The following is a 15,730-nucleotide window of genomic DNA, read 5'->3' on the forward strand; positions in this document are numbered from 1 at the left end:
ATGGTCAAGCTTAGACACAAGCCGATCTCCCGTCAGAGATCGATCATTCCTCAGCCGACGCCCTCAATGGAAGGTGGGGCCGAAACAGCGCTTACCAAGAGCAGCCGCACTACCCTGCATCGCCGGCAGAAACTCGACGACTAAACCGTTCACCGATTGCATTCATTCGCAGTCTTTACGTCAAGGTGCTCAGGCCGCGTATTCAGGGCACGCGATATATTTATCTCCGACGACATGAAACTGCCGGGATTCACTACGAGCCCTCATAGGCTCGTCTAATCAACGGTTGCGCTTTGGCAAAGTCGTTCATCGACCTGAGCGTCAGCTCGAGGTTTCCCGTGCCGGCATGCCCAATTTTCGTGACATCGCGAGAGAAGCCTTCTTCAAGCTCGACTGTCGTTGGATCCAGTCGAAGAAAGAGCGTTACAACTCTCACCAGTGGAGAGATTTCGACGCAAGTAAAATTCTTTAGTCGTTTGAAAGCGATATAGTATTTCAGCTCCTTGACCTGAACGTCGTCACCTAAACCGATTAGGAACTGGCGAACACCTTCAAAAAGGTCGAGGAGTGCGGGATCGGCTTTGCGTATCTTCGACTCGATGCGCGCACTGAGATAGGGATCCTCCACTGCCTCCTCGGTTACAGACGCTATCTGCGTCGCTCCACCGCTGACAATCGTCGCGATCGATTTCGATTGCTTCGGCGCATGCACGAGTTCGAGCATCAGCAGCCCGGCGTCAAACTTACGGTAGCGGATAAGTTCGATATTTCGAGCGATCTGCTTCACCGCGTGTTGATCGTAGCGCGTGAAATCGCCCGCGATGCAGATCAGCCGCGGCGCACTCCAGTCGACATCCTTGGCGATGTTTGGACCGAGCTTCTCCATCACGAGCCACTGAAATTCCTTGCGATGATCCAGCAGCCAATCGAGATAGAACAATCCCTGATTAATGACGTTTTCATTCACCGCCCGCTTGAACTCGATAATGACGGGACAATCGTCCTCGTCGAGCCCAAGCGTATCAATACGCCCGCTGTGGACGGAACCGGTTGAATGCTCGGTGGCAAGAAATCGTATTCCGAGCAGTTGCTCCAGATTGGCCTCGAACAGCACCTGTAGCGATTTCTCGACCTGCAGTGCCTCACCCGGCAATTCGTGGACGGAACCATCATCGATCCGAAAAAGCTTAACGTCACTCATCAGCTACACTCAACTGTGCGGCCGCATCGATCGGGTTCAAAGTCACGCCACCGCACTCTCATTCAACGTCTCGATCTTCGCGAACAGCTTAGTAACCCGCTCCTCCCCGAAAAGATCGTCCGGTCCGGTTGGCGCCACATCGATGAACGGCGACTCGTAGAGCAGTGCGGGATCCATGATCCCTTGAGCGGTCAGATGATCGACCACCATGTTGATGAATTCAATCTGAGCCGCCGATGCGGTGCCCGAGTCCAGAAAGTCGCCAAACGCATCGGTCACGGCCGCACGGTCGAGGCCGACCAGCGAGCGGACGAAGCGGCCAAAACCCTGGCTGACCTCGCGGGCGCGTTCGATGTCGCCAGCTTCGCCGATGCCGGCATCGAGCAGCATCTTTTCCAGTTCGCCGAGGTCGGTTGCAGTCAGCGGCCGGCCATGACGCAATTTATGAAGCGCAAGATGGTTCTCGTGGGCTTTCAAGAAATGCCGCGCTTTGCGCTTGAACTGGGCGAAATCGACAGCGCCGATTTGCGGCAGCTCGTGCTCGACGCCATCGCCGATCTCGTCGGCGAAGTTGGAATACACCACCGCCTTCTTGGATCGCTCAATGTGCTGCACCAGATCGCGTAGTCGTAGCCGTACCAATTCCAGCAACGGGACGGTGATGCCTTCCCACCATTGATCGGTCTGAATCTCCTCTAGCAAGGCGGCACGCTGAGCGATCGCAGGAATGCCGGTCTGCTCCTCCAGCGCGGAGGCGATCTCGATCAACTGCTTCTTGAGCGTGACGAAGCGTTTCGTCCCCTTGAGCAGCGCCAATTCAAGCGAGAACATCAGCAGGTCGAACCGCTTCGCCTCCTCGGTGCCGAGCTGCAGCGACGAGGGCAGCGGGGCGATCTCTTTGACCAATTCGTCGCGGGTGGCAGAGTCGAGCGTGGCCCAGGCCTCCGGCTTGGCGAACTTTTCGACCGCGCGGCGATGCTGCCGGACGATGAGATTGTCCGGGTTGAGCCCCGTCACCGTGTCTTGCAGCGTCTTCAGCGCATCGGCGCGAATATCGGCCTCGCTCGGCGCCGCATCCTCGTCCGCCTGGTAGGGCGTCTGCTCGCCTGCCGCAAAGCCGTCCGGCTTGCCTTGCTTGTTGTCGAGCGCGCCAATCAGATCGAGCCGGGCGGCGAACAGCCGCTCGGACAGCGATTTTGCTGTGCTCGCTTCTTTCAGCTCCGGATTGGCGCCGAAGAATTCCAGGTTCTGGCAATAATCGAAGACGCGAAAAAACTCCTTGTGCTGGCCGGGACCGAACAAGTCCGGGCACAGCCGCGTGCCGCGTCCCATCATCTGCCAGAATTTGGTCTTGGAGCGAATCTGCTTGAAGAACACCAGATTGACCACCTCCGGCACGTCGATGCCGGTGTCGAGCATGTCGACCGAGATTGCGATATGCGGATTGGCGTTCTTCTTGGAAAAATCGTCGATCAGCGTCTGGGCGTAAGCTCCGCTTTCATAGGTGATGACGCGGGCGAAATGCCCGGCGAGATGCGGATACGCCGCGTTGAAACGCTTCTCGATGAACAGCGCATGCGCCTGGTTCTTAGCGAAGATGATCGTCTTGCCGAGCCGGTCGCCGCCCTCAACCTTGACGCCGTTCTCCATCAGATGCGCGATCACCTTGTCGACGGTGTCCTCGTTGAACAGACGCCTGTTGACCTCGGCGGCTTCGACGCTGTCTGGAATGTCTTCTTCGCCCCATTCCAGGCTGTCCCACATGTCCTTCTCGTCGTCGCTGAGCTCGTCGTACCGCAGCCCCGAGCGAACAATTTTGAGCGGCACCGAGATCGCGACCGGCGGCACCAGCACTTCATCGGCAATCGCCTCGTCGAGCGAATAGGCGTCAGTGGGCACACCGTCTTCCAGGTCGAATAGCGAATAGGTGTTTTTGTCGATCTCGTCCTTCGGCGTCGCCGTCAGGCCCACTAGGAACGAGTCGAAATACTCAAAGATCGCGCGAAACCGCTGATAGACCGAGCGGTGTGCCTCGTCGATCACGATCAAATCGAAATGGCCGGGGCCGAACTTGACCTTGCCGTCCTGCTTGCCTTCGATCAGGTTCATCATGGTCGGATAGGTCGATAAAAACACCCGGCCATCACTGCTGCGCTCGGTGACGAGGTTCACAGGCGCGGAGTCCGGAAGATGTGCCTTGAACGCGCCGGTCGCCTGGTTGACCAGCGCGATGCGATCAGCGAGGAACAACACGCGCTTCACCCAGTTCGCGCGCATCAGCAGGTCGACCAGCGCGATCACCGTCCGAGTCTTGCCGGAGCCGGTCGCCATCACCAACAGCGCCTTGCGCTCGCCGTCCTGCTCGAAATGCTTGGCGATGGCACGGATCGCGCGCTGCTGATAAGGCCGCTTGTGGCCGGCGATCGCGAGATTGATCTTAGTGTTGGCGAGCTCTTGCCGGCTGGTGCGGCGTTGGATCAACAGTTCCAGCTCGTCGCGCTTATAGAAGCCGCCGATCTGCCGCGGCGGATAGCGCGTGTCGTCCCAGATAAAATGCTCGTAGCCGTTGGAATAGAAGATCACCGGGCGCTGGCCGTAGCGCGCCTCCAGGCAATCAGCATAGAGTTTGGCCTGTTGCTGACCCTGGCGGGCGTCTTTTCGGGTGCGCTTGGCCTCGACCAAGCCGAGCGGCTTGCCGTCGGCGCCCCACAGCACATAGTCGATGAAGCCGACGCCCTCATTATTCGGCATGCCTTCGACGCGGAATTCCAAATCGTCCGGATGGTCGAGCGTCCAGCCCGCCTCGCGCAACAACAGGTCGATGAAGCGGTCGCGGGTCTCGGCCTCGTTATAGTCGTGCGCATCCGGCGTCGTCTCGGCGGCCTTGCGGGCAGCGGCGACCTGGGCACGTAGTTCCTTGATTTGGTCGTCGAGGTTTTGCTTGTCGGCAAGCAGCGTGGTCAGCTCGCCGTTCTTGGCGTCGAGCGCGGCCTGCTGCGCCTTGATGTAGCTGAACGCCTTCTTCAGCGCCTCGTCGCGCCGTGTCAGCACCGCGGCGTCGAAGGTCAGGTTTGGCGCCGGCTTGTGCTGGCGCCCATAGGTGCGGGCGAGCCAGTAGCAGACGTGAAACAGCTCCTTGACCGCTCCGGCGGCATCGCCGGGCTTGATCGCCTTTTCCTCGTGCACCGCGCGGTTGCGCAGCGCATTGATGTATTTAGCCTTGGTGAACACCGCCTCGCCGGCGGCCTTCTTAAAACTCGGCTCGTGCAGCAGCGCCGCGATGTTGTCCTGATAAGGCAGCTTGAGCGCAGGGTCAGCGCGGAACGCCCACTTCACCAAAACCTCGACCGCCTTGCCGGCGAAGAACGCCGCCGCGGTCGGATCAGACGCCGCATGCCGCTCCGCCGCCACCGCCGCCTCGTGCACGGTGGGAAATTCGGCGGAGAGAAAGGCGAAGTTGGACATGGGCGCGTCCGTTCAGAGCTGGCCGGAAAAGGCGCGGTGTTGGAGGGAGGAGAAGAGAAAATCGATACTATTTGAGGAAGAAAGAAGATGCTTAGTCTCAGCAGCGACAGCGTTGGCCACATCGACGAACCGCTGCTGCACTTCGATCGGAGGAACGATAGTTGGGAATTGAGAAAGCTGTGTCTTATTGATTGAAGCAATCCCAGTCGTTTGCTTAGCGACATTTAGAAAGTAGCGCTTACCATATGGGCTGCTTACAAGCCAATTCAGGAACAAGGGCAACAGACTGTCTGACCTGACGCGCACTCTGAAAATGTGATTCTGGTGGATGGCTTCGGGAAGCTCGCCTGCCCAGAGAGTGCCACGTCCAAGCTTGTCAGGATCTCCGCCTTCGGTCAGCAGAAGGTCACCATCCGCAAGACGGTAGCGGGAAATCTCCTCCTCTGAGGCTTCGATCATCTTTATTGTCGACAGATCAAGTCGTCGATCTTGGACGTTCACGACAGCCATATACGGCACTTCGCGCGTTTTTTGCCCGTTCAGTTTGCGCCCCTTCGTTATGCCGGAGCCGATGTCGGCCAAATCAGCAAGGGCAACAGGATTGCCCCACTGCAAAACCTCGTCGCTGGTATGCCCGAACAATTCGAAAAAGGTCGATTGAGTGATTCTGTCGATTTGCTCAATCGCCCGTTTGCGCTGGCGGCGCAGCGCATCCGCCTTGTCCAGGATCGCCGCGATCCGCCGCTGCTCGTCGAGCGGAGGCACAAGGACAGACAACCTGTAAGCATCTTCCCGATTCAGTCCGGGAATCGCTGCTGACTTGTTCAGGCTGGTCAGCGGCAGATGCTTCAATAGATAATATAGCCAACGCAGATCACATTCTGTTGCGGTCTCGTCGATGTAGTAGGTAGTGTCAATTGGCCAGAGTGCTCTCTCTGAAAAGTGGATTTCACCCAATGAGCCTTTGCGACCAACGACGATCGCGGGTCCTTGCAGCAGGCTTTCTGAGTGCCTTCCAACAGGGCCATTTGATCCGAAGACAGTCACATTCCCAGGTAATCGCTGGTTTGCTGGTAACGACCTTCCGTATCTAAATTCGCAGATGTCACCAAGGAGGGCTGAGCGCGACGCCTTCACAGCATCGCCTCCAGCTCACTCAACCCGGCGATGATCTCCTGCTCTAGCGCCTTCAGCTCGGCGATGATCTCCTTCGGCGGACGATGCTCGGCGGCTTCGTGCACTACTTCCTTGTAGCGGTTGAGCGACAGGTCGTAGCCGGCCGCGGCGATCTCGGCCTTTGGCACGCAGAAACTTTGCGCGGTGCGCGGGCGGTCGCGCTCAGTGGCGCTGCGCTGTTTCCAGCGCGCAGCGATGTCGGGCAGATTGTTCTTTAGTAACTCGTCCTCCGAGAGCTCGATAGGAATGAACTTCTTTTCCCTGCCCGGCTTCTCCTCCCAAAGGCCCGGCTTTGGACCGAGCTTGTCCTCTGGCAATAGCGGATTGCGCTTGTCGTCGAGCGAAAAGCCGTCGGCCTGGCAATCATAGAACCAGACATGGTCGGTGCCGCCGGAATTGGTCTTGGTGAACAGCACGATCGCGGTGGAGACGCCGGCATAGGGCCGGAATACACCGGACGGCAGTTTAACGATGCCATCGAGCCGATGGTTCTCGACCAGCATTTTGCGGATGGTCTTGTGCGCAGTCGAGGAGCCGAACAGCACGCCATCCGGCACGATCACCGCCGCGCGCCCGCCCGGCTTCAACAGTCGCAGGAACAGCGCCATGAACAACAGCTCGGTCTTCTTGGTCTTGACGACGCTGAGCAGGTCCTTCGCCGTGGTGTCGTAATCGAGCGAGCCGGCGAAGGGCGGATTGGCGAGCACCAGCGAGTAGCGCCCCTCGTCGCCGGAATGCTCCTGGCTGAGCGAATCCTTGTAGCGGATGTCGGGGTCATCGACGCCGTGCAGCGTCATGTTCATGGTGCCGATCCGCAGCATGGTGCTGTCGAAATCGAAACCGTGGAACATTTCCTGATTGAAGTGGTCGCGCGTCTCGGCGTCGTGAAACAGTTTTGGGTGCCGCTCACGCAAGAATTCGCCGGCGGCGACCAGGAAGCCGCAACTGCCGCAGGCCGGATCGACGATCACGTCCTTCGGGGTCGGCGCGGTCATCTCGACCATCAGCGCGATGATGGGGCGCGGCGTGCGGAACTGGCCGTTCTGGCCGGCACTAGCGATCTTCGCCAGCATGTATTCGTAGAGGTCGCCCTTGGTGTCGCGATCCTCCATCGGAATCTCGGCGAGCAGGTCGACCACCTTGGCCAGCAGCGCCGGGGTCGGAATGGTGAAGCGCGCGCCTTTCATGTGGGTAGCGTGCGCAGTGCCTTCCTCGGCCATGGTGCGCAGGAACGGGAACACGTGCTCGGAGACGAGATCGAACATGGTCGCCGGATCGCGGTGCTTCAGCCGCGACCAGCGCAGCTCCTCGTAAGGCACGCCGCCGCCCTTGCCGATGCCGTCTTTGCCTTCAGGGAAAATCCGCCGTGACATCGGCTTCTTCAGCCGGTTGGCCTTGTTCTCCTCGCGGGTGTGCGCCTCGTCGAGCCCGCGGATGAACAACAGATAGGTGATCTGCTCGATCACCTCCATCGGGTTGGCGATGCCGCCCGCCCAGAAGGCATTCCAAACATTATCGATTTTAGATCGCAGTTCGCCGGTCAGCATGAAGTCCCAAAACCCTTCGCAACTCTCGCTTACCGGAGATTGGCAGATTCACGAGGTTGCAACCAGATCAAGTCATCGCGGACAGTCATGCTCCAACGCCCCCAAACAATGTAATATGACATTGATTTTTCGAGGCAATCGTTCGTTGCGACGTCTATTTGCCGCGAATGATCTCGACCAGCTTGCCAAACAGCTCGCCGGCGCGATGCTGATCCAGCAGCCAACCGTGCCCGAACGGCTCACCAATCGGCTGCGGCTCCTTGAAAACGTGGAACGCACTGTGGCGCATGCGATGGTCGTTGGTTTTGGCGTTGACGTAGCGCTGAACGCCAGGGATGCCAGCGATCTCATGCGCGACACGGCCGTCCAGCGCCGGCGCGAGAAAAATCTGGACATGAGACGTCGACCGCGCATCGCGGTGCACTAGCACGATCTGGTCCCCTGCCCGCGACGGCACGGTAAAGCTACGCATCTTGGTGGTGTCAGATCTGAGCGCTTTAACCCGGACGCCAAGCCGATCGGCCGTGGCAACGAGTTCGGCTTCCAGTGCCGGCGAAATCTTGGCTCCAAGGCCGCCGTTGCGATCGGGCCCCCGCGCCGAAGCTACTCCAGCATCGACTGCCAGCCCCGAATGGACGATTGCCGACTGCGATGGAGTCTTGAGGGGCACCAGGCCCGGTTCAGCGCGGGTTGCCTGCCTCGCCCGTGCGATCGACTGGCTAGTGTCAGGATCGAGATTCACCCAGGTGACCGCGCCATTGGGATGAAGATAGGGCACGGGCGTCGACAGCCGTCTCGCATTGACGATCAGCCAGGGGAACAGCCAGCCATTGGCGAGGGCACTCTCCTGTTCAGCGGGCGGCACACGGTGGAACTGGACAGACTCCGCAAGCCCCTTTCGATCCAGCGGAGGCAGGCTGTCGACAAGATCTGCCACGCCCACGATCTGACTGCTGCCTTTTCGGATCAGCGCAATCTCGCCGCGCGTGGTGGTGTGCTGGGTGCGCAGCTCCCACGTCTTGCAGCCATCCAGGATCATGCCGATCCATGGCTCCCGAATAATCAGGCCCTTCATTGCGGCGACCCGGCTCCAGACGTTCCAATGGCCTCATCGAACAGCACGCCGACGTCGGCCTCTCCCACCGGCGGCGCCAGCATGTGCCGCGACAGCGAACGCTTGCGTTCAAGTAACCTGTCGAGGTTGGCATCGAAGGAGCGATCGCCGAGCGCCGGATGCAACGCCATCGGCACATGGATGGTCACCGGCTTCGATTGCCCAATGCGGTAGACGCGATCATTGCACTGATCTTCGACGGCCGGATTCCACCAACGACTGAGGTGGATCACATGGTTGGCGGCGGTGATGGTCAGGCCAACCCCCGCCGCCTTTGGCGACAGCACCATCAAATTGAAGCCCGGCGGTCCGTTCTGAAAACGATCGACAATGTCCTGGCGTTTCGAACCCGGCGTCGTCCCATTGATGATCGCAGGCTCCGATCTCAACCCGAGCAGCGTCGCGGCCACGGCGGCAAACGTCGTCTGGACGTCGCGATGCTCCAGAAACACAAGTGCCTTCTCCCCGTTCGCCTCGATTGTTTTGAGGATCGAGAACACCTGCTGAACCCGGGCCGACTCGTTGACCCATCTAATTGCCGCTTCCGGATCATACGGGTCAAAATCACCACCGCCATTTGGGTGAAGTGAAATCGAACGAAGCGCGTGGATCACCTTCAACATCGTGGCAGGCGTCCGATCGCCAGACTGCGCCTCCCGAACCGCTCGGGCATAGGCGTCGCTTTGCGCTGGCGGCATGTCAACGCGATAAGGCTTGATGCTCTTGTCCGGCAGCCCGACCAGAATCTGGTCCTTCATCCGCCGCAGCATGATTGCCGGCAGACCAAGCCGGGATTCATCAAGCTTTGCCTTGAGGTCCTTCAACGCGTCGTGGTTGTCTTCGGTGTGCGTTGCCGAGAAAGTCTTGAGATCCCCGAGATAGCCCGGCGCCACGCGATCCATGATACACCAAAGATCTTCCAGCCGGTTTTCGATCGGGGTCCCGGTGAGGCCAAGCACAAAATCCGCATTGATCGCCTTGGCGGCATGGGTGTTGATCGTGCCCGGAGACTTCACCTTCTGCATCTCGTCAAAAATGACAACCGAACACGGAACGCGCGCAAAGGCGCGATGATTGTCGGCGAGCGTCTCATAAGTCGTCAGGATCCAATCAGCATCGCGCAGCCTTTCGACATCAAGAGCGTCTTCCGGCGTCCACTCCGCTGTCTTCGCACTCTTGAGCAGCTTCAGGCCGGAGCCAAATGCATCGACCCGGTCACCGAGAACATGCGGCCTAAGATGAAGCTCCGCCTCTGCTGCCCAGTTTCGCAACAAAGCGGTCGGCGCTACGATCAGAATCGGACCTTTGGCAGGAGCGCATGACGCTCCTCGACGCTTCGCGGCGGCGTTGTTTCGAACCCAAGCCATGAAAGCCAGTGCCTGAAAAGTCTTTCCGAGACCCATGTCATCCGCCAGCAAGACCCCCGGCCAGCCAGCTTCCCAAGCGTCAACCAGCCATTTGAACCCTTCTGTCTGGTGCGGTTTTGGTCGCGTCATCACCAGGCTGCCTATCGGCAACTCCCGGCTGATCGCGACAGGGCGCCGCGGGTGACTGAATTGATACTCAACGCCATCGATATTCTGTTTGATAACGAGGACGTTCTTGTCGGAACCAGCCTTCCCCTCATCTTCCGGACTTTCCGGGGGTTGATCGGTATCAGGCTTGTCCGCATTGGCCCGCAATCCTCCGACTGCAGCATCGACCTCCGCGACAGAGTACAATTCCTGATCGATCGAAATGTCAGCGCGTTGTTCGCGCTTTGCGACGTCAACCTCTTTGATAATTTCATCCAAACGCTCTGGCGTCAGTTCGATCGTTCGCCCACGCAAGGTGACAGGAAAGGTTTCGGGAGCCCATTGCTCCGCCTTCTTCGGCAACCACGGCAGCTTTGGCGGATCCCATATGCCGAGGCCAAGCACACGCTCTGAATATTGCTTGGTTTCGACGAACAGACCAACCGCCGCTAGATCCGCATCGTCCCGTCTCAGCGCAGCTGCGATCGCTGGCCGTGGATTGCGTAGGAAATCGCGCCTGGCTTCCGCAGACGCTTTGCGCATATCGCGAACGACGTCGAGCGCAATCTTCAGGTCACGATCCAGAATGACGAAGGTGTTTTTGGCAAGAACGTAGGCGTCGCGCGTTTTATCCGCCAATCCAAAACGCTCGTTGGCAAACTGCCTTTGCAGCTCGGGCGGCAACAACGCATCGGCAACATCATCGCGGACTTCGCTATCTGGATCCTCCCCATCATCTTCAGCTGGAGCATTGTCGTCTAGCGACGGCGCTTTGTTGCGCCCCATCAGAACGGGAACAAGGTCTGGGCCGTTGGCAGTTTCGCGGACATCGAGCGCGAAGCTACCGGCTTGATAGATTGTCAGCGAACCGAGGAAGCCATCCGCTTTGACTTGCGATCCTGTGACCTCCGTCAGTGCGACCTGAACCGGCTGCCATTTCCTAATACGAGCTTCGAGGCCACAGCCGACGCTTTCATTGAAACCATCAATCGCCTCAAGCAGCTCGAACAACGACGAAGACAGGCGTGAGGTCTGATCTCCAACTTGGACAAAGGCGCCGACGCGCTTGGTGGCAACGGGCCTGGTGTATTCGTCAAACCATCGCGCTCGAATAGTGGCATCTGGGGTCTCGACACGGCCATTGAATGTCAGCGTAACCGACAGCAACGACAACGCCGGCAAATTCAGTCGATCTGCGATCGATGAAGGTAGCTTCGCCGCGTGCTGGTGAGACAACAAAATGAATCGGTCGTCAGCGCGCATCTCCCTGCCGTTTGCGGCCGACATCACCACTCGCGCTGCGACGCCCGCGCTGCCTGGTTCATCAACCCACTCACAGACCGGAACAGGGACCGACTTCAGCAAACGCCGTCGCTTGGCTTCGATCCGAACGCCTTCCGGCAGCACTGAGGAGAGAAATCTGAACGACACTAGTTCACCAAATATTCGTGCTGCGCGATCCGAACGCTGGTCATCTGATGAAGCTTCGCAGCAACCTTCTGCTGCCAGGTGTATTTCTCAGAACCACCATGTGTGACTGCGAAGACAGGATCACTCAGGCTGGAGTCAGCATGATATGGAGAGCGGAGAGCTGCCGCATGATATGTTGGCGCGTGGAGCTGAGGTGCTCCCAGCGCATCAGCATCGTTCCAAATCACACACTTACCTGAATGGCTCCATTCAGCGACTACCCCGCGGCCGATACGCAACAGCAGCACAGCATGATCGTTCTGAACTGTGCCACCAGCAAACGTGGCAAAAGAAATCTCATTTCCGAACGTACGGCGCGCCACCCGCACGCCAACCGGCGCGAATACAACCCAGGCGTCTGAAATGAGCCCGCGCTCATAGACCGCACTCCAAAATGGTCTCCGATACTTCCACATTCTATCGTCCGCAGTTTTATCAACCACCTCTAGGAATTGCCGAAGTGATTGCTTGGTCAGCCAGCGACGGACAATCGCTGCAGCCTCGCGCATCCGAGCCCATTTCGTTGGCTGTGATCGCGGATCTCCAAAGAGCCGAAGCAAGACTGCCAAGAACCGATCCGTAACGCTTTCGTCAGGGGTTTCGCTTCCAAATGGAAGCAGCAAGGCGTCGGCAACCAGTGGGGCATGCTCCTCAAACAACAGCTCGCGCCCTTCGCGCAGCGCGAATGTTGTGACAAATTCTAGCCGAACGTCGTGGCGCAACTGCTTGCCATCCCGAATCTGCTCGAGCGCTCTGGTGATACAAAACTTCGCAAAGCCCGACTGCACATTCAATGCGCCTAGCCCATAGGCAGACAGCACTTCAGTCGGCGAGATGCCCCGCTCGATGGCGTTTCGTGCGAGATTTTGCGGTCCTTCTAATACATGAAACAGATTGAGCTCATTTTGAAGGGACACCCACGGCTGTCCCATGTTGATTGCCAACCGCATCAACACAGCGGAAATCTCAGCTATCCCCGCACGGTCGGGCGCATAACTCGCAATGTAGGACGAGGCCAACGCCCGAAACGGCTGTTTCCTACCTGACGTCTCCGTGGCCTTTATCAACGACGTGACGACCGGACGGCTTGACGCGAGTTCCGGTTTCGTCTCCCAAAGACACCAAGCTGCATCCCGCGCTTCCCGGCGAGTGAGTTCGCCCGTCGCAATCACCCTGTCCAAGATGTCGCGGGCAACGCGGTTGTAGTCCTTGCCGAGTCTTGGCGCATCGCTTCCAGGAGCGAAAGCAGCGATTTTTTCCGCCTCACGCACGGTGTGAGCTATGGGCGGGATCGGCAGCGCTGGGCGGAAGGTCGTTCGCAAGCCTCGTATCGAAGCCCTCAAACCACTCACTTGCGCCCCCCGCTTACGGTCACCAGGCGCTCGATCTCGCCTTTCATCGTTTCAGTCAGATTGATGATCTGCTTGAGGCGCTGTTTGGCATCGACTTCCATGACAAAACGAAGGTCAATTCGGCGATTCTTCGCCCATGCCTCGCGGTTTTCATTCGGGTCAATTGGTCGGGTGGATGCATAGCCGGAAACCGACATGATTTCTTCGTTGCGAGTGTTGCGCAATCCCCGCAGACTGGGTGCTACATTGACGATTTCGCGATAAGTGTTGACCGATCTTTCCACTGATAGCTGCCAGTTGTAGCGATCGTCGCCACCTCTGGCTCCCGTGGAATCGGTATGCCCCTCAATGAAGACTGTCTCGACGCTCGATTCGAGTCCCGTCCGGCACTTGTTCTGTCCAGCGACAATCTGACACGCCACGTAGCTTGGAATCACTCTTTCGAGCACCCGCGCGATCCGATCGACATTCAGTTTAGCTCTATCCAACAGAACAGATTGACTGGCATCGAATCGGACCGCATCTTCCGTCAGACGCAAAACACCGTTCGCCTCATCGATCTGGACGTCCATCCCGTCCATCTTGAGTTCGGCTTTTAAGGTCATCAACAGTTTACGGCGGGTTTCCTGGCTCCGGTCCAGGTAAGCCATCTCTGCCGTCACATCTTTCTGAAGATCGTCTAGCTTGCGCGCGATTTCTCGAGCGACGTCGATGGCATTATCCTGGACATCGGTCTTGGTCCTAAAATCAAGAGCGAAGATCATGAGCATGATCAAGAAAATGAACAGAACACCGACCATCATATCGGTCATGGAAACGAAGTAATTCTCACCCTCTTCAGATTCCGAAGTGCTTTCATTCGCGATCATGAGTCAGCCCTCAACTATGAACCGCAGCACGAAGGGCGTTCTTCAGCTCCGAAACTGATTCACCGAGTTCGTCGGTATTGCTCTCCAAGCTTTCAAGGACTGCACGGAGCCGAGAGATTGCTGTTGCACAGCCTTCGTCGACCTTCGACGAATAGTGTACGAGTTGCTCGCCCTGCTTGGTTACGGCTTCTGAGAGGTCGCCGATAGCCCGTCCAAGATCTTCATCAACGCGCTCGAACTTCTCAGAATATCCAGTCCAAACGCTCGACAGCTGGTCAATATGCGCCCGGAGCGCCGCAGCAAACTCTGCTGCCGATCGCTGCCCAGCCTCAAAGCTTTGGACTGATCGGGCGACAGAATCGGCCAGTTTCGCACTGGACTCGGCGACAACCACAGAGATGCGTTCGCCTGCGCCAGAGACAGCCGACGTCAAGCTCTGGCTCGCCCCAGCAATCCGTTCGCCCGACTGCAAGAGCGGAGCTGAAGCTGACCGAACGTCCTGAGCCGTGACCCCGAATGCGTCTGCAGCCAACCGCGTCTGCTGAGTCGCATCCTTCAGCGCCGTCACTTGCGACGCCATTCCAAGCTCAACGTTGCGAATGGTGTTGGAAAACGCTTCAAGCTCATCGCGGATTGTCTGCAACGCGTCTGCGAGGCCTTCTCTCAGAGCCTTGGCAGCCTCGTTCGACGCTGCTGCCACAGCACTCACCGCATCCGCCTGCGCCGAACCGACGATTGCATTAGTCTCGCTCAATCTCTTCGACATATCCTGATGGTATGCATCGAGACCGCCGCGGAAGTTTTCGACTTGCCCTTCCAGTTTAGCCATGACTCGGGCCATGGCTTCCTCCATCCTCCCAGATGCACCTGATGCCGCTTGCTCAAGCTGCTCATCGACCTGCTGGTTGGCTCGCTCAAATGTCTCGCGCAATGCTCCGACCACGTCCATGAGCGCCTTTCGGCTCTGCTCCGAACTCTCGTTCATCCGCCCACCCGCATCCGCCACCAGCCGATTCAGGTTTTCGGCAGCTTCAGTCATCCGGCGACCAAAATCCTCCCCGGTTCGGCCGATCCCATTTTGTGCTTCAACCATCGCGCCTTGCATCGTTTGCAGCGTTTTGGTCAGCTCGCGGAGCTCATCGCCAGCTCCGCCCTGAAGTGTTTTGCTGAATTCCTTCATCAGGTCCGAAACGCCGCTCTGGCTCGAATCAGAAAGCCTCGCCATTGCGTTATCGATACTGGTGGTGACGGGCGACATCGCATTTGAGAGAGCCGATTGGATCTGCGGTGAAATTTTCTCGCCCATGCGAGCGAAGAAATCAGCGCTGTTGATCTGCTTAAGTTCAGTCAGCTGAGCATGCAAAGCTTCGTTCATATCCCATGCGATCGACTGCGATGAGACGATCCTCACGCGCTGTTCAATTTGGCTATTGAGATGATCAAATGCCGCTTCGATCCGGACAATGTAAAATCTAAAAAGAATGGACAGGACGATCGATGATGCCAAGCCAGCGATCGATGTCGCGAACTTGAATGTCGCCACTTGCAGCAACTGGCGCGTAGCCATCTGCATACCATCTGCATCACTGCTGCTGACCGCAGCCGACGCTTGCTTAAGCGCGAGAATCAATCCGATAAATGTGAGAAGCAAGCCAACGCCGACAAAATAGCCGGGAATGCTGCCGATCATCTTCAAGCCAGCAAGCTGCTCTCTAGCAGCACTGAAATTCAACAGACTCCCGGGGCGCACCGTAGCATTGATTATTTTCGCTCCGGGTATGCGAACCAGCGTCTGTTCAAAGACGCTCCATGAGCTCCCAAGCAGCGGATGCTTCGAGAGGCGCTGGCTTATCGCGTCGAAATCATCGGAAAACTGAGCTGGATTTTGCGCACTCTTGATCCGCCGAGTGGCATCAGAAATGGCGCGAGGAATGAGCACCACGTGCATTACGCCGTAGGCAGCAGCCAACCCGAGGGCGACCGCGAAGATCATACATGTTAGCGCAAAAGCAAAATCCTGGG

Annotated in this window: 9 protein-coding genes; all 9 read right to left on the reverse strand. The window is 58.1% G+C overall.

Going from position 1 to position 15,730, the window contains the following annotated elements; all coding sequences use genetic code 11:
- Positions 1-253 precede the first annotated feature (253 nt).
- Positions 254-1,201 (reverse strand): DUF5655 domain-containing protein, encoded by a 948-nt coding sequence (locus BJ122_RS16440; protein ID WP_110782287.1) that lies wholly within the window; start codon positions 1,199-1,201, stop codon positions 254-256.
- A gap of 42 nt (positions 1,202-1,243) precedes the next feature.
- Positions 1,244-4,666, reverse strand: coding sequence for a DEAD/DEAH box helicase family protein (locus tag BJ122_RS16445; RefSeq protein ID WP_110782288.1), 3,423 nt, complete (start codon positions 4,664-4,666; stop codon positions 1,244-1,246).
- Between the two features lie 12 nt (positions 4,667-4,678).
- Entirely contained in the window at positions 4,679-5,803 is a 1,125-nt protein-coding gene (locus BJ122_RS16450) for a restriction endonuclease subunit S (protein ID WP_146227211.1), read from the reverse strand.
- Positions 5,800-7,389, reverse strand: a complete 1,590-nt coding sequence (locus BJ122_RS16455; RefSeq protein ID WP_110782289.1) for a type I restriction-modification system subunit M — start codon at positions 7,387-7,389, stop codon at positions 5,800-5,802. The genes BJ122_RS16450 and BJ122_RS16455 overlap by 4 nt, the downstream gene beginning before the upstream one ends.
- Before the next feature lie 154 nt (positions 7,390-7,543).
- The gene (locus BJ122_RS16460; protein ID WP_110782290.1) at positions 7,544-8,464 is read right to left on the reverse strand and encodes an ASCH domain-containing protein; all 921 of its coding nucleotides are present in this window, start codon (positions 8,462-8,464) and stop codon (positions 7,544-7,546) included.
- Positions 8,461-11,448, reverse strand: coding sequence for a DEAD/DEAH box helicase (locus tag BJ122_RS16465; RefSeq protein ID WP_110782291.1), 2,988 nt, complete (start codon positions 11,446-11,448; stop codon positions 8,461-8,463). The genes BJ122_RS16460 and BJ122_RS16465 overlap by 4 nt, the downstream gene beginning before the upstream one ends.
- Complete coding sequence (locus tag BJ122_RS16470) at positions 11,448-12,758, reverse strand: EH signature domain-containing protein (RefSeq protein WP_181418975.1); 1,311 nt, start codon at positions 12,756-12,758, stop codon at positions 11,448-11,450. The genes BJ122_RS16465 and BJ122_RS16470 overlap by 1 nt, the downstream gene beginning before the upstream one ends.
- Before the next feature lie 77 nt (positions 12,759-12,835).
- Positions 12,836-13,708 (reverse strand): OmpA/MotB family protein, encoded by an 873-nt coding sequence (locus BJ122_RS16475; RefSeq protein ID WP_110782293.1) that lies wholly within the window; start codon positions 13,706-13,708, stop codon positions 12,836-12,838.
- Positions 13,709-13,718: 10 nt separating this feature from the next.
- Complete coding sequence (gene zorA, locus BJ122_RS16480; protein WP_430694793.1) at positions 13,719-15,701, reverse strand: anti-phage ZorAB system protein ZorA; 1,983 nt, start codon at positions 15,699-15,701, stop codon at positions 13,719-13,721.
- Positions 15,702-15,730 lie beyond the last annotated feature (29 nt).

The organism is Rhodopseudomonas faecalis (assembly GCF_003217325.1).
Classification (GTDB): domain Bacteria; phylum Pseudomonadota; class Alphaproteobacteria; order Rhizobiales; family Xanthobacteraceae; genus Rhodopseudomonas; species Rhodopseudomonas faecalis.

Bases quoted from the DNA above. Each gene is read 5' to 3' on its own strand.
- BJ122_RS16440 (WP_110782287.1), bottom strand. From the start codon at position 1,201: ATGAGTGACGTTAAGCTTTTTCGGATCGATGATGGTTCCGTCCACGAA.
- BJ122_RS16445 (WP_110782288.1), bottom strand. From the start codon at position 4,666: ATGTCCAACTTCGCCTTTCTCTCCGCCGAATTTCCCACCGTGCACGAG.
- BJ122_RS16455 (WP_110782289.1), bottom strand. From the start codon at position 7,389: ATGCTGACCGGCGAACTGCGATCTAAAATCGATAATGTTTGGAATGCC.
- BJ122_RS16460 (WP_110782290.1), bottom strand. From the start codon at position 8,464: ATGAAGGGCCTGATTATTCGGGAGCCATGGATCGGCATGATCCTGGAT.
- BJ122_RS16475 (WP_110782293.1), bottom strand. From the start codon at position 13,708: ATGATCGCGAATGAAAGCACTTCGGAATCTGAAGAGGGTGAGAATTAC.
- zorA (WP_430694793.1), bottom strand. From the start codon at position 15,701: ATGATCTTCGCGGTCGCCCTCGGGTTGGCTGCTGCCTACGGCGTAATG.